The sequence below is a fragment of the Haloferax volcanii DS2 genome, from assembly GCF_000025685.1.
GTDB classification, from domain to species: Archaea; Halobacteriota; Halobacteria; order Halobacteriales; family Haloferacaceae; genus Haloferax; species Haloferax volcanii.
On sequence record NC_013967.1, the window covers coordinates 55,704 to 80,988 of the forward strand.

Below are 25,285 nucleotides of genomic sequence, written 5' to 3' on the forward strand. Positions count from 1 at the left end.
TCGAAGGTCACGGGTGGTCCCGTGCCGGTCAGTAGTTGAGTTCGAAGACGACTTCCATCGCGTACGAAGTCGCGAGGATACAGACCGACGCGAGGAGGAGCTTCACCCCGCTCGACGGCCGCTCGTCGCTGTTCGCCGGTCGCAGTCGCGGCGGGAGTATCGCGTCGAGCGCGTCCCCGACGAGCTTTTCGACGCCGACCGGTTCGTCGCTCCCCGAGAACAGGCCGCCGTCGCTGCCGCCGTCACCGTCGTTTCCGTCCCCGTGTTTCCACGCCGCCTTCGGGCGGACTTTGAGCGACGCGTAGCCGAACATGGCGAACCCGAGAAAGAACATGAGCCACTTCGCGCCGGGCAGTCCGTTGCCGGCGAGCGTGCTCACGACGGCGGTCACGACGAACACCACGCCGGTGAGGGAGACGGCGTAGACCACGGCGTCGATGGCCTTGACGCCGAATCGGCGTGGGTCGAACTCCATGGCTATTGGACGAGCGTCTCGAAGACGGTCGCCGGCTCCTCGTACTCGGCCTCGTGGCGGTGACAGAGGCTCAGTCGCCCCCGGTTGCCGACCGCGAGCTGTTCGGGTCGCTCGTGGTCACAGACGCTGCCGAACTCCTCGTGGAGGTAGGTCCGTGCGGCGTCCTCGTCGTCGTTTTCGGCGTAGTCGGCGGCCTCGTGGATGTGGTTCATCACGTCCGAGGGCGCGTCGAAGTCGCCGAACAGTTCGGGGATGATTTCGTCCATCCCGGCGCGGTGGCTCTCGCGGCCGAGCAGTTTCCGGACGCGGTCGCTCAACGAGGGGTCGGCGCGCGAGCGCTCCCGCAGAACTTCGCGGAAGACCTCGATGCGCTCCCAGAGCTCTGGGTCCATGTCTCTGTACGCCTCCGGGCGAATCTTCACCGGACAGCGCGTCGAGAACGGACAGCCCGCCGGCGGGTCGCGCGGGCTCGGCGGCGTCCCGCGGAGGGTGATGCGGTCGCGCTCGATAGTCGGATCCGGCTCCGGAATCGACGACAACAGCGCGTGCGTGTACGGGTTCGCCGGTTGGTCGAACATCTCGTCCGCCGGTCCGATTTCCATCATGTTGCCGAGGTACATCACGGCGACGCGGTCGCAGATGTGGCGGACGACCGCGAGGTCGTGGGCGATAAACAGGTACGTCAGCCCGAACTCGTTTTGCAGGTCTTCGAGCAGGTTGAGAATCTTCGCCTGCACGGACACGTCGAGCGCCGACACCGGCTCGTCGAGGATGATGAACTCCGGTTCGAGCGCGAGTGCGCGGGCGATGCCGATGCGCTGGCGCTGGCCGCCGGAGAACTGGTGCGGGTAGCGGTAGTAGTGTTGTTCCTGCAGGCCGACGGTTTCGAGCAGTTCGCGGACGCGCTCGCGGCGCTCCGACGGCGTCTTCCAGTCGTGCACGTCGAGCGGCTCGCGGACGATTTCGCCCACGGTCATCCGCTCGTTGAGGCTCGAATCGGGGTCCTGGAACACCATCTGTACGTCCTTGCGGAACTGCTTGAGGTCCGAGCCGGACAGCGTGGTGATGTCCGTGCCGTTGAGTTTGACCTCGCCCGCGGTGGCCTCTTCGAGGCGCATCAACGTGCGCCCGAGCGTGGACTTCCCGCAGCCGGACTCACCGACGAGTCCGAGCGTCTCGCCGCGCTGGATGTCGAACGAGACGCCGTCGACCGCTTTCACGGGGTTGCTGCCGAGGAAGCCGCCGTCCTCGTAGTAGGTTTTGAGATCGTTGACTTCGAGGATGGTGTCTCCGCGCGCCTCGGTGCTTCGCTCTTCTTCAGTGGATGTCGTACTCATCGCGTGTCACCTCCGCGCTGTCCGCCCTCGCGGTGGACGGCGACCGCCTCCTCCGTGGGAAGGTCGTCGGGGTACAGCAGGCACGACGCGCGGTGTCGGCCCGTGCCGTCCCCGACTTCGACGGGCTCTGGGTGGACCGTGTCGCACTCGGTGAACGCCTTCGGGCACCGGGGGGCGAACCGACAGTACGTCGGGTCCTCGTTCGGTGTCGGCACGTCGCCCTCGATGGTCGCGAGGCGTTCGTCTTCGTCGAGCCCCTGTCCGGGAATGGAGTTGAGAAGCCCCTGCGTGTAGGGGTGTTTCGGCGACTCGAACAGTTCGACGACGGGTGCGCTCTCGACGATTTCGCCCGCGTACATCACGTTGACGCGGTCCGCTATTTCGGCGATGACGCCCATGTCGTGGGTGATGAACATGATGCCGAGGTCGCGTTCCTCTTGGAGCTCTTCGAGGAGTTCCAGAATCTGCGCCTGGATGGTCACGTCGAGCGCCGTCGTCGGCTCGTCGCAGATGAGCAGTTCGGGGTCGCACGCGAGCGCCATCGCGATGACGGCGCGCTGGCGCATCCCGCCGGAGAACTGGTGGGGGTACTCGCGAACGCGGCGGTGCGCGTCCGGAATCCCGACCGCTTCGAGCAGTTCGATGGCCTCTTTCGTCGCCTTCGACCCGCTCAGTCCGCGGTGGAGGCGAAGCGCCTCCTTAATCTGGTTGCCGACGGTGTAGACGGGGTTCAGACTCGTCAGCGGGTCCTGGAACACCATCGCGATGCTGCCGCCGCGGATGGAGCGCATCTGCTTTGCCGACTTGTCGAGGAGGTCCTCGCCGTCGTACATGATGCGGCCGTTCTCGATGCGGCCGGGCTTTTCGACCAGCCGCATGATGGAGCGGGCCGTGACAGACTTGCCCGACCCGGACTCGCCGACGATACCCACGGTCTCGCCGCGGAAGATGTCGAACGAGATGCCGTCGACCGCGCGGATGACCTCCTTGTCGGTGTAGAACGACGTTCGGAGGTTCTCGACGGAGAGCAGCGGCTCACCCTCGGTGCGGGCCGAGCGCGCCTGTTCGGTGCTCATGCGCCACCTCCGGTGGCCGCGGCCTCGTCACCGGTGTCCGCCTGCGGGTCAATGGCGTCGCGGATGCCGTCGCCGAAGGCGTTCAGGCCGGTCACGACGAGCGTGATGAGGAGGCCGGGAAGCAGCGAGATGTGCCACGAGGGGCTCGCGACGTACTGCTGTCCGTTCGCGATGAGCCGGCCCCACTCGGGGGTCGGCGCGGTGATACCGAGCCCGAGGTAGGAGAGCCCGGCGACGCTGATGATGATACCACCGAGACTGAGCGAGGCGTAGATGAGCATGTAGCTGAACACGTAGGGGGCCATGTGCTTGCGCATGACCTGCGACGGCGACTGACCGAACGACTTCGCGGCGTCAATCCAGTCCTGCTCGGAGACCTGGAGTGCTGGCCCACGTATCGACCGCCAGATGAACGGCCAGTAGACGATACTGAAGATGAGGATGATGAGCACCGCGCCGTCGTACAACTCCCTCACCCAGGTGTTCTGGAAGATGACGAGCATCAAGATGAGGACCATGATGACCGGCAACGCCTGTATCGAGTCGGAGACTAACACCGTTGCCAAGTCTGCCAGCCCCTTGTAGTACGCCGTTATCATGGCCAAGCCGAGTCCGATGAGGCCGGCGATACCCATGGCGACGACGGCGATGGTCAGGGATATCCTGGCCCCGAACACCACCTGTGTGAACAAGTCCTTCCCGTTTGTCGCCGTGCCGAACGGATGGAATCTACCGAAGTCGTCGTACGTCAGCGGCGCGACGTTCTCGTCACCCGCTCCCTGCGACCCGGAGCCGAGGTTGGCCTCGCCGACGAGGACGGTCTCGACGCTCTGGGTGTCTTCGCTCCAGTAGCTGACCTCGTAGTCGTACGGCTGGAGGATGTTCCGCTCCATCGTGGTCGGACCGAGCGCGGGCGCGAATACCGCCATGACCACAAACGTGATGACGATAATGAGCCCGAACTTGCCCCAGGAGTGACCCCGGAAGCGGTTGACCACGTCGTCCCGCGGCGTCCAGTCGACGCGGCGGTAGTGGCGGCGGAACCGCTTATAGCCGTTCCACGCCCACGCCAGCACCGCGAAGGCGTACGCGTAGACGACCGCGACGCGGATGGCCCACGCGACCGCGGGCGAGAGCCCGAGGAACGTGTTCTCGTAGCTCGTGCCGTCCCAGTAGCCCTGGTTCGGAATCACGTCGCGGGAGACGAGCGTCGGAATCGCGTCGAACGCCGCCTGCAGCGACTGGACGGCGGACGCGCCCGGGTCACCGGGAAGGAGGTTGACGACCACGCCGGCGACGGCGCCGACGACTTGGAGGATAGCGCCCAGCTCGGCGCCGATGAGGACTGCACCGACGGCGGCCCAAATCAGCGCGGGCTGGGGGTTCTCAGCGACTCGTTGTCGGAGCGGTATTTCGGTTTCGGTTGTCGTGCTCACTGTGGTTCACCCGTCGTACCCGACGCGCGGGTCGATAATCGTGTACAGGAAGTCCTGTAGGATGTTCGTGCCGACCAGGATGAGGATGAAGATAAACATCAGCGTCCCGATGAGCGGCAGGTCCCCGTTGATGGCTGCGTTGAAGAACAGCCAGCCGAGGCCGTTAATGGCGAAGACCGTCTCGACGAACACGGACCCGCCGAGAAGCAGGAACGCCTCGCCCGTGATGATGGGCACGAGCGGGATGAGCGCGTTCCGGAAGATGTGCTTCCAGACGAGCGAGCGCCCGGAGACGCCCTTCGCGCGGGCGGTCTCGACGTAGTTCGAGTTGATGGTCTCGAGGACGGCGGTGCGGCCGATGCGCATCTCGTTCCCCATCGACGCCGACCCGAGGACCAGCGCGGCCGGGGCGATCTGCTTCGTCGCCCGGACGAACGACTCGGTCCACCCGCCGGGGTCTTCGAGGAACTGTTCGACCGGCGACTGGAAGAAGTCGAGCGCGGGCGGCGTCACGACGTTCGTCCTGACGATCCACGTCTGCCACGCGAACAGGCCGTTGGTCCACGTCCCGAGCTGCGAGAGGGCCGTGACGAGCATGATGGCCAGCCAGAAGTTCGGCATCGCGCGCCAGACGATTCCGCCGAAGGAGGCGGCGTAGTCGGAGGGCGTGTTCGGGTTCAGCCCGGCGTAGAAACCGAGCGGAATCCCGACGAACAGCGCGATGACGACCGACCAGAAGCCGAGCCAAATCGTCCGGGGCGCGTAGATTTCGATGAGCTCGTACGCGGTCGTCCCGGGTGCGATGACCCACGACTGGCCGAGTTGGAAGGTGAACAACCGATACATGAAGTCGAGGTACTGACTCCAGAGCGGCTGGTTCAACCCGAGGTTCGTCCGAATCTGTTCTGCCGCCTGTGGGTTGTATTGCGTCCCCAGAATCGCCGAAACGGGGTCGAGTGGCCCCAGGCGGATGAGGGCAAACGTAATCGTCGTCCCGAAGATGACGACAGGAATCGACATCAGTACCCTGCGGAGGAAGTACTGCCATCGACTCATGGCATCACCTCGCAGACCGTTCGAGCGGACATTGTTGTAAGCTTTTACTGAGTGGTATGGATATGTCTTGCGCTTTGAGGTCCAAATATCGCAGTTTCAGCAACTCTGCTGCCAGTTTATTTCATATAGTGGCCACTAATTGTACGCTTGTCAAAAATATCTGGCCGTTTCGATTGAGACGGGACGCGAAAGCGTTCCCGTGTTCCTCGGTTTTATCGGTTGAGGGTGACGGTGTTGAGCTTCTGGCGGCTCGGACCCATCCCACCGAACGGTTCGATGTCGACGGTGTCGTACCAGAACATCTCTTCTTTCTGGTTGTAGACCGGCAGCATCGCGACGTCTTCCCAGTTGGCCATCTCGATGTCGACGTAGGCCTCGTCGCGGACCTGCTGGGCCTCGTCGGTCGGCGCGGGGTTGTTGACGACCTGCTGATAGGCGTCGGTCGCCTGCTGGGCGGCGTCGCCGTTTTCGGCCGTCCAGTTGACGTACGAGATGGGGCCCTGTTCGGACGTATCAGTCTGCGGCGGATTCAGGAGCTGCAGGAAGTTGTCCGGTGCCGGCCAGTCGGCGATCCAGCCGAGGGTGTACGCTTCGAGCTGACCGTTGCGGCCGCGTTCGAGAAGCGTCGAGAAGTCGGCCTTCTGAATCTGCATGTTGATGTGGGCGGATGCGAGCTGGTCGCGGAGGATGCTCGCCATCTCCTCCCACGCGTTGTTGTTGTACTGGGTCCACTGGACCTCGAACTGGTTGTCCGGACCGTAGCCGGCCTCCTCCATGACCTGGCGGGCGGCCTCGATGTCCGTCTCGCCCGCGCTGTACGGGTAGTCGGAGCTGACGAGGTCGCTCGCGGCCTGCGCACCGCCGGGGAAGATGGTCGGCGGGGTAAAGAACTCCGCCGCGGAGCCGCGGCCCTTGAACACTTCCGAGACCATCTGGTCTTGGTTCAGGACGTAGGCGAACGCCTGACGGACCGCCTTCGGGACCTTGTTCATGTTGAAGCCGACGTAGTAGATGGAGAGGGTCGGAACGCCGACGTAGTTGAGCGTCTTCCCGTTACGGACGGGACCGTACGTCCCGATTTCGCGACCGTACTCGTCGGTTGACTCCACCTGAGCCAGTCCGGGGTCGTACTGCGCGGTGGGCAGTCCGAAGTAGTCCGCGTTCTCGTTCATCGCGTAGTTGTAGCGAGCCGTGTCGTCCTCGATGATCTGCCAGCGGACGTTGTCGACCTGCGCGACCTGCCCGTAGTAGTCGTCGTACTTGGAGACGGCCGCGGCGGTGCCCTGCTCCCAGAACGCGAACTCGAACGGACCCGCACCGATGGGGTTGTTCGACGCGAACTCGGTGTACTCCATCTCGCCGTCGTGACCCTCGATGTCGCCGAGGATGCCCTCGGGAAGGGCGGCGAACGAGGTGTAGGCGAACATCTCGAGGGTGTCGTGGAACGGCTCGGAGAGGTTGACGACGAGTTCGGTCTCGGTCTCGCCGACTTCGACGCCGAGCGAACCGGGCACGTAGTTGCCTTCGTCGTCCGTCTCGTGTTCCACGCCGATGGAATCGAGGATGAAGTAGGCGCGGCGGCTGTTCGAGGAGGCCGCGAGGCGCTCCCACGCGTAGATGAAGTCGGACGCAGTGACCGTCTCACCGTTGTGGTAGGTCGCGTCGGCGAGCTGGAACGTGTAGGTCGTGAAGTCGTCGGAGACCGTGTAGTCCGCGGCGAGTTCGTTTTCGACCGTCGGGAGGGCGTTCTGGTAGGACATCAAGCAGTCGAAGACCTGCTGGATGATGATGCCCGACGACGTGTCGGTCGCGGCGACGGGGTCCATCGTCGTGATGGTGCCCGAGAGGATACGGTTGAACACCGAACCGGACAGCTCCGTGCCCGTGTCCTCTTCGGTCGTCGTCGCGGTGGTGGTCTCGTCGCCACCGGATTCGGTCGTCGTCGTCTCTTCACCGTCACCGCCGGTACAACCGGCGAGAGCGGCGGCCGTGGCAGCCCCACCCGTTGCCTTCAGGAAGCGGCGACGCGAGAGTTTGTTAGTGTCTGGCATTCAGAACGAAATTTTCCCGGCGCGTGGATAAACTTACCGTATTCGATTTGTTTGATATAGTGTAGCGTGGAAGGGAGGTAGTTCCATACCCAAGCGGCGAAAACTGCCACGAGAATCCCTACAAAACTCGTTTTACATTTTAAACCCGCTTTCGAGGCGACAGAATCAGTCAACGGGACACTTCTCGGCCCGCAGTTTCGGTCCACTTATATAGGGGTGTCACTATGTATCATACATGACGCCGGATGCGACGGCTTCCGTCGACGACTCGGGCGCCGAGGTCATGGCCTCGGTGGATCGCTCTCAGACGGGCCAGCGTCTTATTATCGCGGATATCTCCCGCGACGACGCGTGGCTCGCTGCTGACGTAGCCGACGCGCTTGCGCTCGACGAGTGGCAGTAATCGCACCGGCCCCGTAAGCCCGCCGCTGGACGCCCGGCGGACAGACCATTCACATTTTAGTCCGACTCGCTCGTGGTACGCTGCATGAACGCTCGAGCGGTGACGGTGAGCGAGGAGTACCTCGCCCGTCTCGAACACGGTGCGGACTGGCGCGAGGAGATCGAGGAGTTCTGCGCGCGCAAGGACATCGAGTCCGCGTGGTTCAACGCCATGGGTGCCGTCCAGGACGCCGAACTCTGGTTTTACGACCAGACGGACCAGGAGTACCAGTCCGTGACGTTCGACGAGCCGCTCGAAGTCGCCGCCTGCGTGGGTAACGTCGCGCTCCTCGACGGCGAACCCTTCGCACACACGCACGCAATCCTTTCTCGGCGTAGTGGGCAGGCGCTCGCCGGACACCTCGACTCTGCGACCGTCTTCGCCGGCGAACTAAACCTCCGCGCCTTCGAGGAACCGCTCGAACGCGACCACGACGCGGTGACCGACCTCGACCTCTGGCTGTAACCGTGCGCGAGGAGGAAACCCGGTACTTCCGTCGCATCGAAGCCCGCCTCGACGAGGCGTTCGACCTCGCGGAGGCCGCGAAGGCGACGGGGTACGACCCGAAGACCGAAGTCGAGATTCCGGTCGCCAAGGACATGGCCGACCGCGTCGAGAACATCCTCGGCATCGACGGCGTCGCAGAGCGCGTCCGCGAACTCGAAGGCGAGATGTCCCGCGAGGAAGCCGCGCTCGAACTCGTGACCGACTTCGTCGACGGCAACGTCGGCGACTACGACTCCCGCGAGGGCAAAGTCGAGGGCGCGGTCCGCACCGCCGTCGCCCTCCTCACCGAGGGGGTCGTCGCCGCCCCCATCGAGGGCATCGACCGCGTCGAAATCCTCGAAAACGACGACGGCACGGAGTTCGTCAACGTCTACTACGCCGGCCCGATTCGCTCGGCGGGCGGCACCGCACAGGCGCTCTCCGTGCTCGTCGCCGACTACGCCCGCTCGCTGCTCGACATCGACGAGTACAAAGCCCGAACCGACGAGGTCGAGCGCTACGTCGAGGAGATAAACCTCTACGACAAGGAGACCGGCCTCCAGTACTCGCCGAAGGACAAGGAGTCGCGCTTCATCGCGGAGAACATGCCCATCATGCTCGACGGCGAAGCCACGGGCGACGAGGAGGTCTCGGGCTACCGCGACCTCGAACGCGTCGACACCAACTCCGCCCGCGGCGGCATGTGTCTCGTCATGGCCGAAGGCATCGCGCTCAAGGCCCCGAAGATTCAGCGCTACACCCGCCAACTCGACGAAGTCGACTGGCCGTGGCTCCAAGACCTCATCGACGGCACCATCGGCAAGGACGACGACAACGCCGCGAACGCCGACGACGCGGGCGACGACGGCGACGAAGCCGAGGCCGAGACCGACCCGGACGCAGAGGCCGACGACGCCGAGAGCGACGCCCCCGACGGCCCGACCCGCGTCGAACCCGCGACCAAGTTCCTCCGCGACCTCATCGCGGGCCGCCCGGTGTTCGGCCACCCCTCCGCGCCCGGCGGCTTCCGCCTGCGCTACGGCCGCGCTCGCAACCACGGCTTCGCGACCGCGGGCGTCCACCCCGCGACGATGCACATCGTGGACGACTTCATCGCCACCGGCACCCAAATCAAGACCGAGCGTCCCGGCAAGGCCGGCGGCGTCGTCCCCGTCGATTCCATCGAGGGACCGACGGTCAGACTCGCTAACGGCGACGTGCGCCGCATCGACGACCCCGAGGAGGCGAAGGAACTCCAGAACGGCGTCGAGAAGATTCTCGACCTCGGCGAGTATCTCGTCAACTTCGGGGAGTTCGTCGAGAACAACCACCCGCTCGCGCCCGCCTCGTACGTCTTCGAGTGGTGGATTCAGGAGTTCGAGGCGACCGAGGCCAACGTGCAGGCGCTCCGCGACGACCCCGCCGTCGACCTCGAAGAGCCGTCGGTCGAACAGGCCCTCTCGTGGGCGACCGAGTTCGACGCCCCACTCCATCCCGTCTACACCTACCTCTGGCACGACATCTCTGTCGAGCGGTTCGACGCGCTCGCCGACGCCGTCGCGGCCGGTGAAATCGTCGCCGCCGAAGCCGACGGCGGCACGACCGCCGCGCTCGAACACGACAACGAACCCGAGCACGGACTGGAGGGGACGCTCGTCCTCGACAACGCGCCCGAGATTCGGGAGGCGCTCGAACACCTGCTCGTCGCTCACCGACAGACCGACGAGGCGCTCCGCGTCCCCGTCTGGCGACCGCTCGCCCGGAGCCTCGGCCTCACCGACGACCGCGAGCGGACGTGGGAACTCGATGACCTCTCCGAACGCGCCCGCACGTGGGACGACGGCGACAACGCCGTCGAGGCCGTCAACGAGGTCGCGCCGTTCAACGTCCGCGAGCGCGCGCCCACCCGCATCGGCAACCGGATGGGTCGCCCGGAGAAATCCGAGCGCCGCGACCTCTCGCCCGCGGTCCACACGCTGTTTCCCATCGGCGAGGCCGGCGGGAGCCAACGCGACGTTGGCGACGCCGCCAGACACCGCGGCGAGTCCGGCAAGCGCGGCCAGATTTCGGTCCGCCTCGGTCAGCGCAAGTGCCCCGACTGCGGCGCGTTCGGCTTCAAATCGAAATGTCCCGACTGCGGCGGTCACACCGAACCCCACTACGAGTGCGACGACTGCGGGAGCGTCATCGAACCCGACGAGTCGGGCCGCGTCTACTGCGAGCGCTGCGAGTGGGACGTCGAGAGCGCCGAGTGGCAGGACGTCGACCTGAACAGCGAGTACCGCGACGCCCTCGAACGCGTCGGCGAGCGCGAGTCGTCGTTCCAGATTCTCAAGGGTGTCAAAGGTCTCACCTCCGCGAACAAGACGCCCGAACCCATCGAGAAAGGCGTCCTGCGGGCGAAACACGACGTGTCGTCGTTCAAAGACGGCACCGTCCGCTACGACATGACCGACCTGCCCGTCACCGCGGTCCGCCCCGAGGAACTCGACGTGACCGCCGACCACTTCCGCGAACTCGGCTACGAGACCGACATCGACGGCGAACCCCTCCGGTTCGACGACCAACTGGTCGAACTCAAAGTCCAGGACATCGTCCTCTCGAACGGCGCGGCGCAACACATGATGCAGACCGCCGACTTCGTCGACGACCTCCTCGACCAGTTCTACGGCCTCGACCGGTTCTACGAAATCGAAGAGCGCGACGACCTCATCGGCGAACTCGTCTTCGGGATGGCCCCCCACACCTCCGCCGCGGTCGTCGGCAGAGTTGTCGGATTCACGACAGCAGCAGTTGGATACGCGCATCCGTACTTTCACGCCGCGAAACGCCGGAATTGCGACGGAGACGAAGACTGCGTCATGCTGCTCATGGACGGTCTTCTCAACTTCTCGAAAAAATATCTCCCCGACAAGCGCGGCGGGCAGATGGACGCGCCGCTCGTCATGTCCTCGCGCATCGACCCCTCGGAGATCGACGACGAGGCGCACAACATGGACATCGTGCGGCAGTACCCCCGCGAGTTCTACGAGGCGACCCTGCGGATGGAAGACCCCGACGACTGGGAAGACGAGGTCACCATCGCCGAGGAGTACCTCGGAACCGACCGCGAGTACACCGGGTTCGACCACACCCACGACACCACGGACATCGCCGCCGGCCCGGACCTCTCTGCGTACAAGACCCTCGGGTCGATGATGGACAAGATGGACGCCCAACTGTTCCTCGCGCGGAAGCTCCGGGCGGTCGACGAGACGGACGTGGCCGAGCGCGTCATCGAGTACCACTTCCTGCCGGACCTCATCGGCAACCTCCGCGCCTTCTCCCGACAGGAGACGCGGTGTCTCGACTGCGGCGAGAAGTACCGCCGGATGCCGCTTTCGGGCGACTGCCGGGAGTGCGGCGGCCGGGTGAACCTCACGGTCCACCAGGGCTCCGTGAACAAGTACATGGACACCGCGATTCAGGTGGCAGAGGAGTTCGACTGCCGCGACTACACGAAACAGCGCCTCGAAGTGCTCGAAAAGAGCCTCGAATCGGTCTTCGAGAACGACAAGAACAAACAGTCGGGCATCGCGGACTTCATGTAGTTTAGCGGTCGGTTTTTCCTCCAGGTTTTGCGAGTCGAGCGGAGCGAGACTCGGAAAAAGTGGAGAACGAGCAGTCGGGCATCGCGGACTTCATGTAGTTTAGCGGTCGGTTTTTCCTCCAGGTTTTGCGAGTCGAGCGACTCCGCCGCTCGGCGTCTCAGTCCTGCGCCGCCCCTAACCCGTGGAAGCCGTCGGCGGCGACGACGTACACCGCGCCGTCGACGGGGACTGCGGCGGCGACGCCCTGTGAAACCACGTCCGACACCTGCACTTCCGGGGTCTGGTGTGTCCATAACTGACGCTCTTCATCAGTGTTGTACGCTGCTAGTCGTCCCTGCTCATCGGAAACCAACACTACTTCTCGTGCGCGCGCGTGCGGAGCGCCGACGAATCGCGTCGCCACTTCTTTCCCGTCGTCGCGAGACAGCGTCGCGGTCTCCCCGTCGACCGCGACGTGGAGCACGTCGTCGGTGACGACCGGCGCGCCGCTTCCCGGCGACCGCCATCGTTCGGTGCCGTCGCTCGGGGCGAGCGAGAGGAGCTCTCCGTCGCGGGTGGACAGATACGCGGCCTCGGGCGTCGCCACCGGCGTCGTCCATTCGCTCGTTCGCACCTCGACGCGGAAGCGCCGCTCGCCGGTCGCGAGGTCGACGGCGTGGACGACGTCGCTCGTCACGACGAACACCGCCCCGTCGGCGACGGCGGGCGCGCCCTTCGCGTCGCTTTCGAGGTCGTAGCGCCAGCGTTCGCTCCCGTCCGCGAGATCGAACGCCCGAAGCTGGGTCGGGACGCCGTCGAACCCGCCGCCTGAGACGACGGCGACGCCGTCGCCCACCGCGGGCGGGCCGTGGATGCCGTCCATCTCGGGGCCGCGCCAGAGCACTTCGTCGCGGTCGGCGGCGAGACAGAACACCTCGATGAAGGTCGTGACGACGACTCGGTCGCCCGCGACGACGGGCGGCGAGTTCACACCATAGCCGACAAGCGGGGTTACCGCTCGCTCACCCATCGTCGAGGGCTCGCGTCGGACGAACGCTCGCTCGTCACGCCCGCGCCCATGGAGGTTGTAGAGGCGGTCGCCGTCGAGGACGGGTGAGCCGCCGGCGTTTAGCCGCCAGTACTCCTCGGCGTCGGTCGGAATCGAAACGTCGGGGTTGTAGCCGGTGTTTCCCGCGTCGAAGCGGTACTGCGGCCACGCCCCCGACGGCGAGAGCGCGGGGTCGCCCGGCGGCGTGGCCGTCACGCGTTCGTCCGGCCCGGAAGTCGGACCGTAAGTCGTAGACGGTTCGGCGGTGGTGGTCGTCGCCTCGGTCGTCGTAGGACCGGACGACCCGCCGTCGCGGCCGAGACAGCCGGCGACACCGAACGACGCGCTTCCGAGCAGTTGGAGGAATCTGCGGCGGCTCCGAAGACGGGGCATACTGTCGGATCTATGACGTGGCGGCAAGTGCTTTGTCGAGCCACGAGATTCTATATCGCGGTATTTGATTTATTATTTATATGCGGACATCACTGCCGGCCTATTGCTGGGCTCGCTCGACCTCGACGCGGATTCGGCCGTTCCTTTTTATCCGCTCGCGCGACGACTAGTCGCGTATGGCTGACGAGACACAGCCAACGGTGGGAATGACGGTGTACGCGGCGGACGGAACCGAACTCGGGAGCGTCCGCGGTTTCGACGACGACGGCTTCTTCGTGACGACCCGCGAGGGACTCGCGGGGATGTCCGTCGAACACGAGCGCGCCGGCCACGAGTTCGGTGAGGCCGAGTTGATGTGGCGGTGTAGCGACTGCGGCGAAATGGGCGACCTCGACGAACTGCCCGACGCCTGCCCGAACTGCGGTGCCGAGCGCGAGCAACTCTACTACTGGACCGAGGACTGAGGGGTCGCCCCGATTCGACCGCTGCGCCGCGAAACTCGCTATTTTTGTCGCCCGCCGAGTACGGGTAGCCATGCGTATTCTCGTCTTCGGCGCGGGCAGCCTCGGCACGCTCGTCGGCGGTCTCCTCGCGTCGGTCCACGACGTGACGCTCGTCGCCCGCGACCCGCACGCGGCCCGGGTGTCGGCGGCCGGGCTCGATATCATCGGTGCCGGGTCGGCGCACATCTCGCCGGCCGCGACGACGACCGACACGGGCCATTCGGCGGACCTCGCGCTCGTCACGGTCAAGTCGTTCGACACCGCGGCCGCTGCCGACGCGCTCGCTGACTGCGACGTGGACGCGGTGCTGTCGCTCCAGAACGGACTCACCGAGGAGACGCTCGCCTCTCGCCTCGACGCGCCGGTCCTCGCGGGAACGGCGACCTACGGAGCGCGATTAGTCGAGCCGGGCCGCGTCGAGTGCACCGGCGTCGGTCGGATCGTCTTGGGCGCGCTCGACGGCGGGCCCGACCCCCTCGCGGAGCGCGTCGGGAAGGCGTTCCGCGATGCGGGGCTCAACACGCTCGTCGCGACCGACATGCCGCGACGGCGCTGGGAGAAACTCGCCGTCAACGCCGGCATCAACGCGGTCACCGCGCTCGCGCGGGTCGAAAACGGCGCGCTCGCGGGCGACGACGCCGGCGAACTCGCACACCGAGCGGCCCGCGAAACGGCCCGCGTCGCCCGATTAGAGCGCGTGTCGCTCCCGAACCGCGTCGCCCGCGAGGCGGTCGACCGCGTGGTCGAAAAGACCGCCGCGAACCGCTCGTCGATGTTGCAGGACGTGGCGGCCGAAAAGCGGACCGAGGTGGACGCTATCAACGGTGCGGTAGTGGATATCGCCGCCGACCACGACTTCGAGGTGCCGACGAACCGGACGCTCGCGGCGCTCCTCCGGGCGTGGGAGCGGGGAGCAGGGCTTCGGTAGTCGCGTCGGACCCGAGACGCCCGTGTGCGAGCTATTCGAGGTAGCCGAGGTCGCGGAGTCGGTCCTGCGCCTCGTCGTCCATCTGGTCGACCGAGTCGTCCGACACGTCGGTGTCGAGCGCGTCGGTCCACGCGCCGCCGATTGCGTCTTCGAACTCCGCGAGGGCGGCCTCGGTCTCCGCGATGGCCTCGTCGCCCGTGTCGGCGTCGACGACGTTCTCGGTCTCCTCGGGGTCGTCGTCGATGCGGTAGGCTTCGTCGGGGATGCGGTCGATTCGGACGTACTTGGCGTCGGTCCGCCGCGCCGCCCGCATCCGGGAGTAGAACCGCGAGTCTTCAGGTAGGGTGATGCCGGCGCTCGACGCCTTTTCTTCTAGCTGCTTGAGTTCGACCACGGGACGGGAGTACTCGACGAAGGCGTACTGACCGTCGCGGCGCTGACCGGGGTCGTCGTTCGACGACTGCGCGAACTCCCGGTAATCGGCCGACAGGAGCGAGCGCGTGCGGTCGAGGCCGACCGCGTCGTCGCCGGGGGTCGCGGGCTCGCCGCCTTCGACGCCGAGCGAGTCGAGCACCGTGTGGTAGAGGTCGACCAGTTCGACCTGGTCGCCGCGTCGCTCCGCGTCGAGGTCGGGGTGTTTGACCATCAGCGGGACGTTGATGAGCGGGTCGTACAGGCAGAACTCGTGGCCGTAGAGGCCGTGTTCGCCGTGGAGTTCGCCGTGGTCGGCGCAGACGACGACCATCGTGTCGTCCCAGCGGTCGGTCTCTTTGAGGTGGTCGAACAGCCGGGTGAGCTGGTCGTCGATGTGGGCGATTTCGGCGTCGTAGAGCCCGCGGATGTCATCCCACTCGTCGTCGTCAATCTCGTAGGCACCGGCGTTGTACTCCTTGGAGTTCTGGCAGACCTCGGTCGAATCGACACCCGGCGCGAAGCGCTCTTTGTACTCCTCGGGCGGGTGGTACGGCAGGTGCGCGTCCATGAGGTTGACGAACGCGAAGAACTCCTCGGAGTCGTCGATGAAGTCGATGGTCTGGTCGACGACCGCGGGCGTCTTCGAGTCCGCGCCCTCGCCGCCGGCGAGATACTCGTGGGCGGTGTTGCCGAGGCTGACGAGTTTGTCGGCGAGCGTCCGCAGCGCGTCGCTGTCGTTCATCGTCTTCCAGGCCTTCGCCAGCGGCCCCGACAGGAACTCGCCGGGCATGACCTCGAAGAAGTTGTCCTGCTCCGCGAAGCCGTCGGTCAGGTGCGTATAGGGCGTTATCCACGCGTTCGAGGAGTAACAGGCGGTGTCGTAGCCGGCCGCCGAGAGCGTCTCGGCGAGCGTCGTCGCGCCTTCGAGGTAGGGGTTCTCCTGGTTGGCCCCGTGCTGGCTGGGGTACATCCCGGTGAAAAGCGAGGCGTGGACCGGCAACGTCCACGGCGCGGGCGCGACGGCCTGCTCGAAGACGGTCGCCTCGTCGGCGAACCGGTCGAGGCCCGGCGTCGTCGGGCGGTCGTAGCCGTACGGCGTGAGATGGTCCTTTCGGACGGTGTCCATGACGACGAAGAGGACGTTCTCGGGCGACTCAGCAGTCATACCCGAGGGTGGGGAGTAGTTGCCGATAAAACTCCTGTTCTCGGCCGCCGCCGCGACGAAAACGTCCGAACCGCCGAGTTAGAACGGGGCTTGCGGGCCCTGGTCGTCCTCGATATCGGTCGTGTCGTCGCTGGTGTCGCCGGGGAACGACGGACTGCCGCCGCGGCTGTCGCCGCCCATCCCGCCGTCGCCGCCCATGCCGGTGTCGGCGTGGACCTCGTTGATCTCGGGAATCTCCTTGACCATGCGGGTCTTGATGGCCTGGATGGTCATCGGGGAGATACCGCACCCGGAGCAAGCGCCACCGAGGAGAACGGTGACCTCGCCGGTCTCGCGGTCGAGGTCTCTGATGGCCGCGCTGCCGCCGTGCATCTGGATCTGCGGGAAGTTCCGACGGAGGAAGTTCACGACACGCTCTTTGAGGTCGTCCTCGCCGTCCTGCGTCTCCGTGCTCATGCACGCGGCTTCGAGGTGAACGTGCTTAGGCCTTTGGTTCGGGGTTACGCCTCGACGCCGAAGACCCGCCGAAGCTCGCTTTCTATCTCGTCGACGTAGCGGTCGAGGACGGCGTCGAGCTCGTCGTCGTCGATTTCGACCGCCGTCAGCCGCTCCGCGGGGTCGTCGGGGAGCTGCACGGAGAAGTCGCCGTCATCGTAGAACGGCTCGGACTCGTTGAGAATCTGCTGGTCGACCCCGTGGATGAGCGACGAGTCGAACTCGTCGTTCATCGTCTCGAAGGCGTTCTTGTACGCGCGCTGGAGTTCGGGGAAGTAGTTGGCGTACTTGTCCTCGAACTTCTCGGGGTCGAACTCGGTCATACTCGGAGCTTTCGCGCTCCCGGCAAAAAATCGGACGGTTAGTTCGTCGGAATTGTGGATTTTGTATAGCAACGTAGCATTTATCGGCTGTTCGTCCTCTGAACGGCGATTCCTCTCTTAGCGCGTCTCAAATACGGAAAATCGAGCGACGCGGGGCGTCACTCGATGAGCGGGCTGTCCACGCGCGCGGCGGAGAGTTCGCTCGCCGCGAAGATGGACGCGAGCTCGGTTATCAGTTCGTCGTACGACTCGTCGTCCTCGCGCAGCGCGTCGAGTCGCTCGACGGTTCGACGGTCCAGTTCGACCGTCTCTGTTTGTACCTCCGGTTCGTAGCCGACCGGGTAGTCGTATTCGACCTCGTTCGAGTTGGCAGTCGCCATCGTTCACCCCACTCCGGCATGCGTGCCGGTGCCATGACATACACAAGCATCCGATATGAGGATTTCGCGGGCTTCGACCCCGAGGGCGAACGCGAACGCGGTCTACACTCGGCCGTTTCTTCCCCCACCTCGGCCATAATAAATCATATTCAGCTATATCGAATTGCTCCCGTATCCGAATCGAGGGAGTCATAGCCAGTATGGGTTGTTTGAGGACAACCGATTTTATACTCGATAGGTTGTCGGACTCTAAATATATGCGTAAATATATTCCCAGACACGAGTCAATTCCTCTAGAAGTGAGTACTTTATCACGTTCTACCCGTCGAGCAGTTCGGTCTGTCGCGATTGCGGGCCGCACGACTCCGACAGGCGCTCTCCCGAGGTCGCGCCCCCTGATGTACGACCGTCGCATTCTCATCGACGCGCTGGCACACAGGCCGTTGTTCCGGCGGATGGTCAGACCGCTCGTCGCCCGCGGCGTTCGTCGTCGCCGGCGTCGAGCGCGCCGCCCGCCCCCGCTTGCTATTTGGTCACAGCGCTCGCAGTTCTCGTATGTCCGCCGACGAGCCCCGCTACGACGACGAGGGGGTCCTGAAGAAGCAACAGTACAAACGGGAGTTGCACCGCCTTCAGGAGGAACTGGTGAAACTCCAGTACTGGATAAAGGAACGCGACCTCCGGGTCTGCGTCGTCTTCGAGGGGCGCGACGCCGCGGGGAAAGGCGGCGTCATCAAGCGCATCACCCGCCGGCTCAACCCGCGGGTCGCGCGGGTCGTCGCGCTCGGCAAACCCACGGAGCGCGAACAGGGCCAGTGGTACTTCCAGCGGTACGTCGAACAGCTTCCGACAGAGGGCGAGATGGTGCTTTTCGACCGGAGTTGGTACAACCGCGCGGGCGTCGAGCGGGTGATGGGTTTCTGCACCGACGAGGAGTACGAGGAGTTCCTGCGGACCTGCCCCGAGTTCGAGCGGATGCTCGTCCGCTCGGGCGTTATCCTCGTCAAGTACTGGTTTTCCATCAGCGACGAGGAACAGGAACGGCGGTTCCAGAAACGAACAGACGACCCGAAGCGACGGTGGAAGCTGAGTCTGATGGACCTCGAAGCGCGCTCTCGGTGGGTCGAGTACTCGAAGGCGAAAGACCGGATGTTCGAACACACCGACATCGACGAGGCCCCGTGGCACGTCGTCCACGCCGACGTGAAGCGCCACGCGCGGCTCAACTGCATCTCGCACCTGCTGGACCAAATCGACTACGAGGACCTCACGCCCGACCCCATCGAACTCCCGCCGCGACAGGACGACACCGGATACGAGCGGCCGCCAATCGACAGCCAAAACTGGGTGCCCGCGCGGTTCGGGGAGAACCCGGTCGACGATTAGTCCGCGTTTTCAGCCAACTGCTCGCCGACGATGCGGTCTGCCTCGGCGATGAACGCCTCGACTTCGCCCTTCGGAATCGTCGCGCCCGCGGCCACGTCGTGGCCGCCGCCGTCGCCGCCGACTGCACGGGACGCCTCGCGCATGACCGCCGAGAGGTCGAGCCCGTCTCTGACCATCACGTACGACCCGCGCGAGGAGACTTTCACTTCGCCGTCTTCTTTCTCGGCGAACGCGAGGACGGGAATCCCGTTTCGGGTCGCGTCGGTGCCGACGGCCATCCCGGCGACGATGCCGACGATGGTCTCGCGTATCTCGTCGCCCGCGTCGAACCACTGGAGGTTGTCCTCGACGCGGACGCCGTGTTCTTTCACCCACTGGAGGCCGTTCGAGAGGTTCTTGCGGTGGTTCCGAAGGAGCCTGCGCGCCCGGTCGAGCGCCGCGTCGCGCTCGCCGAGACAGACCGCGAGGCCCACGTCGGCGCGGTCGTAGCGCGCGGTCGCGTTCAGGAGCGTCGAGAACTCGCTCACGTCGCGGAGTTCGGTCCCCTCCCGCTCTCGAGAGAGCACGTAGGTCGTCCCCACGAGGTCGTCGATGCGGGAGGCGGGAACGCCGCTGGCGATGGCGCGGCGCATTAGGGCGCTGGCGAGCGTCTGGCGCTCGTCGCCGGTGAGGTCGACCCAGCGCTTCCACTCGCCGTCGTCGTCGCGGCAGGGCACGTCGAGTTCGGTCAGGAACTCGATGGCTCCGGCCTCGTTGTTCGAGATGCCGGGGATGCGTACGTCCGTCGCGTACTGGAGCAGTTTCGGGAGCGCGCGGGTCTGGCGGCCGTAGATGCGGAGGTCGGTGCCCTCCTCGACGACGCCGACTTCGACGCCCTCGTCGACGATGCCCGCGTTGGCCCCGCGGAGTTCGCCGTTCGTGTCCTGCATGTCCCCGACCGCGCCGACGACGGCGAGGGCGGCGAGGTCGCGGTTGTCGCCAGCGTCGGGTTCGAGCGCCCGCGCGAGGACGTAGCTCGCGCCCGCGCCGGAGAGTTCGCTCGCGCCGTTGAGACCGAACCGGAGCGGGTTGAGGTGGTGGTCGGTCTCGACGCCCTCGGCGGGCTGGTGGTGGTCGGCGATGACGGGGTGGAAGTCGCCCGCCGCCTCGTGGTCGGCGATGATGTCGAGTTGGCCGCTGCCGAAGTCCGTGAACAGCACGGTGTCGTAGTCGGTCGCCGCGATGTCGGCCACGGCGGCCTCGTCGAGTTGGCGGCAGAACACCGTCTCGAAGGGGATACCGGCGCGTTCGAGCGCGGTCGAGGCGATGCCGGCGCTCGTCAACCCGTCGGCGTCGATGTGCGAGGCGAGGAGCACCCGATCGGCGTCGCGGAGGCGGGCCGCGCAGGCCGCCGCGTGCTCTGTGAGTTCGGGGACGGGTCCGTCCATTGGTGTGGTACTCACGCCCTCTCCGGCATAAACGCTGGTAGTCCGGCCACGCGACCCCTTCGTTTCCACTCCAGTTCGACGGCGAACACGTGTCGCTCTTGCCGCGGCTTCGCGGATAAAGACTCGTCTCCCGCCGTCAGATTCGCCGTCTGACGACGAACAGGAGGACGGTCGCCAGCACCGTCGAGCCGGCGACGAGCGCCCAGCCGGCCCCGTAGCCCGTCGATTCCACGACGAAGCCGAAAAGCGGCGGGGCGACGAGGCCGCCGACGTTGAGCGCGGTCTGGCCGCCGGCGGTCGCCGCCCCGATGTCGCCGTCGTCGACGACGCCGCTCAGACAGGAGTAGAAGACGCCGGTCGAGCCGTGGATGGTGAGGCCGAGCGTCACGAAGACGGCGATGGTGAGCGCGAACGAGCCGCCGGTTCCGACGAGGAGCGAAAAGAGGGCAACCGCGCCGGCCAGTTGGACGAGCGCGACGGTGGCCGCGCCGCGGGGCCCGCCGAGGCGGTCCGCGAGGCTTCCCGCGCCGATGCGGCCGACGCTTCCGGTCACCTGCGTCGCCGCGAGGACGCCCCCGGCGAGCGCGGGACCGGTTCCGACCACGTCCTGCACGTAGAGGACGGTGTAGCCGAGCATCGAGAAGATGGACGCGCCGATGAACAGTCCGGCGGCGACGAGCGCGACGTAGGCGCGGTTGCCGCCGAGGCCGGCGAGTCGGGGGCGTTCGAGCCGTCCTGTCCCGAGGTTTCCGCGGTAGCGCGTCGCGAAGACGAGCGCGTAGCCGGCGGCGAAGACGGCGATGGCCCAGAAGCCCACCTGCCACGCGGCGACGACGGCGACGCCGGTGACGACGAGCGACGACGCCCCGCTGCCGACGGTGACGCCGACCTGCTTCAGCCCCATCGCGAGGTTCTTGCTCCCGGCGGGCGCGGCCGCGACGATGCCGCGGTTCGACGCCGGCATCGCGGTCGAGTAGGCCGCCCCGAGAAGCGCCACCGTCACCAACAACAGGAGGTACGACGGCGGCGCGAACGTGACGCCGACGAGCGCGACCGACAGCGCCAGCAGGCCGACGACCATCACGGGCTTTTCGCCGTAGCCGTCGACGGCCGCGCCGCTCGGAAAGAGAAACACCGTGTAACCGAGCAGGCCGGCGGTCAGGAACAGTCCGACCAGCGACTCGGAGACCGAAAACGCGTCGCGGACGAAGCCGGTCGCCGCGAAGATGGCGTAGTAACAGAGGCTCGCGGCGGTCTGCCAGCCGGCGACCGAGCCGACGGCGCGCCACGAGCCGTCCCCCGAGTCATCTCTCGTCTCGACTCTCGCCTCCTCTCCCGCTTCGTTTCCCGTCACGTCACTCGTGATACGTCGGCGCGGCGGTCTCGACCGCGGCGACCGCGAGCGCTTCGAACGTCGCCTCGTCGGGGACGACCGTCACGTCGATGCCGTGGGATTCCGCGGTGTCGCGGGTCGGCGGCCCGATTGCGCCGACGACCGCGTCGTTCAGGCCGGCGATGGCCTCCTCGCGGATACCGCGCTCGGCGGCGGCGTCGAGGAAGTGTTCGACCGTGAGCGACGAGGTGAACAGGGCGGCTTCGAGGTCGCCGGCGGCGGCCAGCTCGGCCGACTCGCCGGCTCCCTCGGGGCGGACGAGCCGGTAGAGCACCGTCTCGTGAACGTCCGCGCCCGCGTCGCGCAGGCCGTCCGTGAGGACGGCACTGCCGTGGTCGCTCCGGGCGACTTCGACCGTCGCGCCGTCCACGTCGGGCGCGAGGTGGTCGACCAGTCCGGCCGAGGTGTACTCGTCGGGGACGCGGTCGACCGTCCAGCCGGCGTCGCGGGCGGCGTCGGCGGTCGCGGGGCCGATACAGCACAGCACCGCGTCGCCGGGGTTCCAGCCGGCCTCGTCGAGGAGTTCGACGCCGGTCTTACTCGTCAGGACGACGAACGCGCCGGGTTCGGGCGTCGCGCCGGTCGGCTCGATTGCGAGCATCGGGTCGGGGACGGGGGTCGCGCCGAGCGAGTCGAGGAGTTCGACGGCGCGCTCGATGCGGTCGTCGTCGGGGCGGAAGACGGCCGCGCGGACCTGCTGGCTCATTCGTCCCCTCCCGCACCTCCGGAGGTCGGGTTCGCGTCCGCGCCCATCTCGATGGCGTCCGCGCCGCCGCCTTGCAGGAACCCCTTCACGCGGTCGCGGGTCGCCGCGACCTCGCCGATGACGGTAATCGCGGGCGGCTCGATGTCGGTCTCGTCGCGCACGTCGACGATGGTGTCGAGCGTGCCGGTGGCGACGCGCATATCGGGCCACGTCGCCCGCTCGATGAGGGCGACCGGCGTGTCGCCGGCCAGCCCCGCCTCGCGGAGTTCGGCGGTGTAGAGCGGGAGCTTGCCGACGCCCATGAGGACGACGAGCGTCCCGCCGGTCGCGGCGAGCGCGTCCCAGTCGACCGCGGACTCGTCTTTCGTCGGGTCCTCGTGGCCGGTGACGAACGACACCGACGAGACGTGGTCGCGGTGGGTGACGGGGATGCCCGCGGCACCGGCCCCGGCGACCGCCGAGGTGATGCCCGGCACGACCTCGAAGGGAATCCCGTTGTCTGCGAGGTGTTCCATCTCCTCGCCGCCGCGGCCGAACACGAACGGGTCGCCGCCCTTCAGGCGGACCACGTCCTTGCCCTCGCGGGCGAGTTCGACCAGTCGGGTGTTCGTGTACTCCTGCGGGGTCCACTCGCCGCCGGCGCGCTTGCCCACGTCCTCGCGCTTCTCGACCGGAATCATCTCGAGAATCTCCGGGCCGGGGAGCTTGTCGTGGAGCACCACGTCCGCCTCGTCGATGAGGCGGGCGGCCTTCATCGTCAGCAGTTCCGGGTCGCCCGGGCCGCTGCCGACGAGGTGGACCGTGCCGACGCCGTCGTCGTCGGTCGCGTCGTCGTTCGAGTGCTCGTCGGCTCCCGCGCGCTGGTCGTCGCCCGTCATCTCACTCCTCGGCCTCCTCGCGGGCGGCGTCGACTAACTGACCCGCACCGCGGTCGCACAGGGCCGCCGCGAACTCGCGGGCGGCGTTGGCGTGGTTGCCGACGGGGAGGTCGCGAGAGGTCTTGATGGACTCCGAACCGTCGGTCGCCAGCACCTGCACGTCGACGTGGACGTGTTCGCCCTGCAGGAGGGCGTGGACGCCGACGGGGGCGATACAGCCGCCGCCGAGTTCCGCGAGGATGGTCCGCTCGACGGTCGTCTCGACGCGGGTCCGCGGGTGGTCGAGTTTGTCGCGGATGAGTTCGATGACCACCGAGTCCGCGGCGGTCACGGCGATGGCCCCCTGTCCGGGTGCGGGGACGAACGTCGTCCGCGGCAGGCGCTCGTAGTTCACCTTCTCGGTGAGCCCGCTGCGCTTGAGCCCGGCCTCCGCGAGGACGATGGCGTCGTACTCGGTTTCGACCTGCCGGCCGAGCGCCTGCCGTTCGAGTTCGGTGAGCCCCTCGAACCACTCGTCGGCGGTCTCGTCGAACGCCTCGTCGTGGTCGGTCTTGCCCTTCTTGCCCTGTCGCTCTTTGTCGTTTTCGACGCGGGCCTCGTGTTCGCGCTGGAGGTGCGTCGCCAGCAGTTTCTCGATGCGGGTGTCGACGTTGCCCCGGAGCGGCTCGACTTCGAGGTCGTCGCGGTAGTTCAGCAGTTGGGCCTGTCGGCGGAGCGACGACGTGCCGACGACGGCTCCCTCCGGGAGGTCGTCGATGTCGTGGCCCTCGGCCGTCACGAGCACGTCGCCCGCGGGCGCGCGCTCGGGCACGCCGGCGACGACGAGGTCGGCGGGCTTCTCGGTCGGCATGTCCTTCATCGAGTGGACCGCGGCGTCGACCTCGCCGTCGAGGACGCGCTCGTCGAGCGCGCGGACGAACGCGCCGGTCTTGCCCAGTCGGTGGATGAGTTCGTCCTGAATCCGGTCGCCCGTGGTCTCGACTTCGACGAGTTCGACGTCGAGTCGGCGGCCCGCGAGCGCCCCCTGCACGCTCGCGGCCTGCGCGCGAGCGAGCGCCGACCCTCGCGTCGCCAAGCGAAGTGTTGTAGTCATACGCGTCAGTCCGGCCCCCGCGTTGAAAAGCCCACCAGTTCGCTCCCGCGCGCCGGGTCGAATCCGAACGGAAGACCGATACGGTCCCCGCGCGACGACCCGGACGATGCCCGCCCTCGATTCGGCCGTCCGGCAGGTCGGTGACTTCGTGGTCGTCGCCCTCCTCCTGTTCGGCCTGACCTCGGTCGTCGCGCCCCTCGACCTGTTTCTCTCGTCGGTCGGCGTCGAACCGCCGTGGTTCGCCGGCCTCGTCGCGGCCGCGCTCGTCGCGCTCGCGCTCCTCCTCGCGCGACCCCTCCGCCTCCGACTCGTCGCCTGCGTCTGGGGCGTCGGCCTCGTCGTGACCGCCGTCTGGATTCCGCTGTTGGTCTTCCTCGAACTCCAAGGAGACCCGGTCGGTATCCTCGTCTCGTGGGCGGCCGCGCTCGGCGTCGGCGTCGCCCTGACCTACCCGCCGCTGTGGCGGGCGGCCGAGGCGCGACTGCGGGTCGAGTGAGGCGCGTTCGGCCCGGGCCGGGCCGGGTCGAAGTCGTGGCGGACGGTCCTCGCTCGCCTCGGCCGCCTCGCAGTCGTGTCGAAGTGCCGAACAGTTATCGGCCTCCGCGGCGACGACTCCGACGTGAACAGGTCCGCCCGTCTCGCCCTCACCTTCGGCGTCGCGTTCGTCGTCGCGCTCCCGCTCGGCTTCATCTTCGCGCCGGACCCGACCGGCATCGCCCCGCTGTTCCTCACCGCCGGACTGGCCGCCGTCTTCGGACTGCCGGTGTACTTCGGGCTCTCTCGGGCGAGCGGGTCGGAGTCGTGAAAAAGCGCGCGACCGGCGAA

General features: G+C 66.8%; 24 protein-coding genes. 8 read left to right on the plus strand and 16 right to left on the minus strand.

Annotated elements, in window-relative coordinates; all coding sequences use genetic code 11:
* Positions 1–28 precede the first annotated feature (28 nt).
* From HVO_RS04975 to HVO_RS05000, 6 genes are all read right to left on the minus strand, one after another.
* Entirely contained in the window at positions 29–475 is a 447-nt protein-coding gene (locus HVO_RS04975; protein WP_004045081.1) for a DUF7555 family protein, read from the minus strand.
* A 2-nt stretch (positions 476–477) separates the two neighbouring features.
* A complete protein-coding gene (locus HVO_RS04980; protein ID WP_004045083.1) occupies positions 478–1,812 on the minus strand; it encodes an ABC transporter ATP-binding protein in 1,335 nt (444 codons plus the stop codon).
* On the minus strand, positions 1,809–2,888 hold the full coding sequence (locus HVO_RS04985; protein ID WP_004045086.1) for an ABC transporter ATP-binding protein: 1,080 nt from the start codon (positions 2,886–2,888) through the stop codon (positions 1,809–1,811). The genes HVO_RS04980 and HVO_RS04985 overlap by 4 nt, the downstream gene beginning before the upstream one ends.
* The gene (locus tag HVO_RS04990; protein WP_004045088.1) at positions 2,885–4,324 is read right to left on the minus strand and encodes an ABC transporter permease; all 1,440 of its coding nucleotides are present in this window, start codon (positions 4,322–4,324) and stop codon (positions 2,885–2,887) included. The genes HVO_RS04985 and HVO_RS04990 overlap by 4 nt, the downstream gene beginning before the upstream one ends.
* Before the next feature lie 6 nt (positions 4,325–4,330).
* Complete coding sequence (locus HVO_RS04995) at positions 4,331–5,380, minus strand: ABC transporter permease (protein WP_004045089.1); 1,050 nt, start codon at positions 5,378–5,380, stop codon at positions 4,331–4,333.
* A gap of 212 nt (positions 5,381–5,592) precedes the next feature.
* On the minus strand, positions 5,593–7,431 hold the full coding sequence (locus HVO_RS05000; RefSeq protein WP_004045090.1) for an ABC transporter substrate-binding protein: 1,839 nt from the start codon (positions 7,429–7,431) through the stop codon (positions 5,593–5,595).
* 235 nt (positions 7,432–7,666) lie between these two features.
* Here HVO_RS05000 and HVO_RS20790 point away from each other — a divergent pair, with 235 nt between their 5' ends.
* From HVO_RS20790 to HVO_RS05010, 3 genes are all read left to right on the plus strand, one after another.
* A complete protein-coding gene (locus tag HVO_RS20790; RefSeq protein WP_004045091.1) occupies positions 7,667–7,834 on the plus strand; it encodes a DUF7556 family protein in 168 nt (55 codons plus the stop codon).
* An 84-nt stretch (positions 7,835–7,918) separates the two neighbouring features.
* A complete protein-coding gene (locus tag HVO_RS05005; RefSeq protein ID WP_004045093.1) occupies positions 7,919–8,338 on the plus strand; it encodes a PPC domain-containing DNA-binding protein in 420 nt (139 codons plus the stop codon).
* A gap of 2 nt (positions 8,339–8,340) precedes the next feature.
* Positions 8,341–11,949: a DNA polymerase II large subunit gene (locus tag HVO_RS05010; RefSeq protein ID WP_004045095.1), complete on the plus strand. Its 3,609-nt coding sequence runs from the start codon at positions 8,341–8,343 to the stop codon at positions 11,947–11,949.
* 157 nt (positions 11,950–12,106) lie between these two features.
* Here HVO_RS05010 and HVO_RS05015 read toward each other — a convergent pair whose 3' ends face one another.
* Positions 12,107–13,369, minus strand: coding sequence for an outer membrane protein assembly factor BamB family protein (locus HVO_RS05015; protein ID WP_004045104.1), 1,263 nt, complete (start codon positions 13,367–13,369; stop codon positions 12,107–12,109).
* A gap of 176 nt (positions 13,370–13,545) precedes the next feature.
* Here HVO_RS05015 and HVO_RS05020 point away from each other — a divergent pair, with 176 nt between their 5' ends.
* On the plus strand, positions 13,546–13,833 hold the full coding sequence (locus HVO_RS05020; RefSeq protein WP_004065787.1) for a DUF7130 family rubredoxin-like protein: 288 nt from the start codon (positions 13,546–13,548) through the stop codon (positions 13,831–13,833).
* 70 nt (positions 13,834–13,903) lie between these two features.
* Positions 13,904–14,800: a ketopantoate reductase family protein gene (locus HVO_RS05025; protein WP_004045108.1), complete on the plus strand. Its 897-nt coding sequence runs from the start codon at positions 13,904–13,906 to the stop codon at positions 14,798–14,800.
* A 31-nt stretch (positions 14,801–14,831) separates the two neighbouring features.
* Here the strand turns inward: HVO_RS05025 and HVO_RS05030 are convergent, their stop codons facing one another.
* The 4 genes from HVO_RS05030 to HVO_RS05045 all read right to left on the minus strand — a co-directional run bounded on the left by HVO_RS05030 (position 14,832) and on the right by HVO_RS05045 (position 17,577).
* Positions 14,832–16,379 carry a sulfatase gene (locus HVO_RS05030; RefSeq protein WP_004045110.1) on the minus strand — a complete coding sequence of 516 codons (1,548 nt, stop codon included), beginning with the start codon at positions 16,377–16,379 and terminating at the stop codon, positions 14,832–14,834.
* A 78-nt stretch (positions 16,380–16,457) separates the two neighbouring features.
* Positions 16,458–16,835: a NifU family protein gene (locus HVO_RS05035; RefSeq protein ID WP_004045112.1), complete on the minus strand. Its 378-nt coding sequence runs from the start codon at positions 16,833–16,835 to the stop codon at positions 16,458–16,460.
* Positions 16,836–16,879: 44 nt separating this feature from the next.
* A complete protein-coding gene (locus HVO_RS05040; protein WP_004045114.1) occupies positions 16,880–17,197 on the minus strand; it encodes a DUF5783 family protein in 318 nt (105 codons plus the stop codon).
* Positions 17,198–17,355: 158 nt separating this feature from the next.
* Positions 17,356–17,577: a DUF7557 family protein gene (locus HVO_RS05045; RefSeq protein WP_004045116.1), complete on the minus strand. Its 222-nt coding sequence runs from the start codon at positions 17,575–17,577 to the stop codon at positions 17,356–17,358.
* 555 nt (positions 17,578–18,132) lie between these two features.
* On the opposite strand from HVO_RS05045, the gene ppk2 reads away from it, so the two are divergent.
* Positions 18,133–18,963, plus strand: coding sequence for a polyphosphate kinase 2 (gene ppk2, locus HVO_RS05050; RefSeq protein ID WP_004045118.1), 831 nt, complete (start codon positions 18,133–18,135; stop codon positions 18,961–18,963).
* Here the strand turns inward: ppk2 and HVO_RS05055 are convergent.
* The 5 genes from HVO_RS05055 to hemC all read right to left on the minus strand — a co-directional run bounded on the left by HVO_RS05055 (position 18,960) and on the right by hemC (position 24,442).
* Complete coding sequence (locus HVO_RS05055) at positions 18,960–20,390, minus strand: single-stranded-DNA-specific exonuclease RecJ (RefSeq protein WP_004045120.1); 1,431 nt, start codon at positions 20,388–20,390, stop codon at positions 18,960–18,962. The two genes, ppk2 and HVO_RS05055, sit on opposite strands and share 4 nt — an antisense overlap.
* 136 nt (positions 20,391–20,526) lie before the next feature.
* On the minus strand, positions 20,527–21,744 hold the full coding sequence (locus HVO_RS05060) for an MFS transporter (RefSeq protein WP_004045122.1): 1,218 nt from the start codon (positions 21,742–21,744) through the stop codon (positions 20,527–20,529).
* Between the two features lies 1 nt (position 21,745).
* Complete coding sequence (locus HVO_RS05065; protein ID WP_004045125.1) at positions 21,746–22,489, minus strand: uroporphyrinogen-III synthase; 744 nt, start codon at positions 22,487–22,489, stop codon at positions 21,746–21,748.
* Positions 22,486–23,367, minus strand: a complete 882-nt coding sequence (gene cobA, locus HVO_RS05070; RefSeq protein WP_004045127.1) for a uroporphyrinogen-III C-methyltransferase — start codon at positions 23,365–23,367, stop codon at positions 22,486–22,488. The genes HVO_RS05065 and cobA overlap by 4 nt, the downstream gene beginning before the upstream one ends.
* A gap of 1 nt (position 23,368) precedes the next feature.
* Positions 23,369–24,442: a hydroxymethylbilane synthase gene (gene hemC, locus HVO_RS05075; RefSeq protein ID WP_004045129.1), complete on the minus strand. Its 1,074-nt coding sequence runs from the start codon at positions 24,440–24,442 to the stop codon at positions 23,369–23,371.
* Positions 24,443–24,566: 124 nt separating this feature from the next.
* On the opposite strand from hemC, the gene HVO_RS05080 reads away from it, so the two are divergent.
* Both HVO_RS05080 and HVO_RS05085 read left to right on the plus strand, forming a co-directional pair.
* A complete protein-coding gene (locus HVO_RS05080; protein WP_004045132.1) occupies positions 24,567–24,956 on the plus strand; it encodes a hypothetical protein in 390 nt (129 codons plus the stop codon).
* 123 nt (positions 24,957–25,079) lie between these two features.
* A complete protein-coding gene (locus tag HVO_RS05085) occupies positions 25,080–25,265 on the plus strand; it encodes a hypothetical protein (protein ID WP_223173859.1) in 186 nt (61 codons plus the stop codon).
* Positions 25,266–25,285: the final 20 nt, after the last annotated feature.

What these genes read in the sequence shown, in the direction of transcription:
- HVO_RS05030 (WP_004045110.1), bottom strand. Translation starts at nt 16,379, where the DNA reads ATGACTGCTGAGTCGCCCGAGAACGTCCTCTTCGTCGTCATGGACACC.
- HVO_RS04995 (WP_004045089.1), bottom strand. Translation starts at nt 5,380, where the DNA reads ATGAGTCGATGGCAGTACTTCCTCCGCAGGGTACTGATGTCGATTCCT.
- HVO_RS05040 (WP_004045114.1), bottom strand. Translation starts at nt 17,197, where the DNA reads ATGACCGAGTTCGACCCCGAGAAGTTCGAGGACAAGTACGCCAACTAC.
- HVO_RS20790 (WP_004045091.1), top strand. Translation starts at nt 7,667, where the DNA reads ATGACGCCGGATGCGACGGCTTCCGTCGACGACTCGGGCGCCGAGGTC.
- HVO_RS05015 (WP_004045104.1), bottom strand. Translation starts at nt 13,369, where the DNA reads ATGCCCCGTCTTCGGAGCCGCCGCAGATTCCTCCAACTGCTCGGAAGC.
- HVO_RS05000 (WP_004045090.1), bottom strand. Translation starts at nt 7,431, where the DNA reads ATGCCAGACACTAACAAACTCTCGCGTCGCCGCTTCCTGAAGGCAACG.
- HVO_RS05005 (WP_004045093.1), top strand. Translation starts at nt 7,919, where the DNA reads ATGAACGCTCGAGCGGTGACGGTGAGCGAGGAGTACCTCGCCCGTCTC.
- cobA (WP_004045127.1), bottom strand. Translation starts at nt 23,367, where the DNA reads ATGACGGGCGACGACCAGCGCGCGGGAGCCGACGAGCACTCGAACGAC.
- HVO_RS05020 (WP_004065787.1), top strand. Translation starts at nt 13,546, where the DNA reads ATGGCTGACGAGACACAGCCAACGGTGGGAATGACGGTGTACGCGGCG.
- HVO_RS05065 (WP_004045125.1), bottom strand. Translation starts at nt 22,489, where the DNA reads ATGAGCCAGCAGGTCCGCGCGGCCGTCTTCCGCCCCGACGACGACCGC.
- HVO_RS04975 (WP_004045081.1), bottom strand. Translation starts at nt 475, where the DNA reads ATGGAGTTCGACCCACGCCGATTCGGCGTCAAGGCCATCGACGCCGTG.
- HVO_RS05035 (WP_004045112.1), bottom strand. Translation starts at nt 16,835, where the DNA reads ATGAGCACGGAGACGCAGGACGGCGAGGACGACCTCAAAGAGCGTGTC.
- HVO_RS05025 (WP_004045108.1), top strand. Translation starts at nt 13,904, where the DNA reads ATGCGTATTCTCGTCTTCGGCGCGGGCAGCCTCGGCACGCTCGTCGGC.
- HVO_RS04985 (WP_004045086.1), bottom strand. Translation starts at nt 2,888, where the DNA reads ATGAGCACCGAACAGGCGCGCTCGGCCCGCACCGAGGGTGAGCCGCTG.
- ppk2 (WP_004045118.1), top strand. Translation starts at nt 18,133, where the DNA reads ATGTCCGCCGACGAGCCCCGCTACGACGACGAGGGGGTCCTGAAGAAG.
- HVO_RS05080 (WP_004045132.1), top strand. Translation starts at nt 24,567, where the DNA reads ATGCCCGCCCTCGATTCGGCCGTCCGGCAGGTCGGTGACTTCGTGGTC.
- HVO_RS05055 (WP_004045120.1), bottom strand. Translation starts at nt 20,390, where the DNA reads ATGGACGGACCCGTCCCCGAACTCACAGAGCACGCGGCGGCCTGCGCG.
- HVO_RS05045 (WP_004045116.1), bottom strand. Translation starts at nt 17,577, where the DNA reads ATGGCGACTGCCAACTCGAACGAGGTCGAATACGACTACCCGGTCGGC.
- HVO_RS04980 (WP_004045083.1), bottom strand. Translation starts at nt 1,812, where the DNA reads ATGAGTACGACATCCACTGAAGAAGAGCGAAGCACCGAGGCGCGCGGA.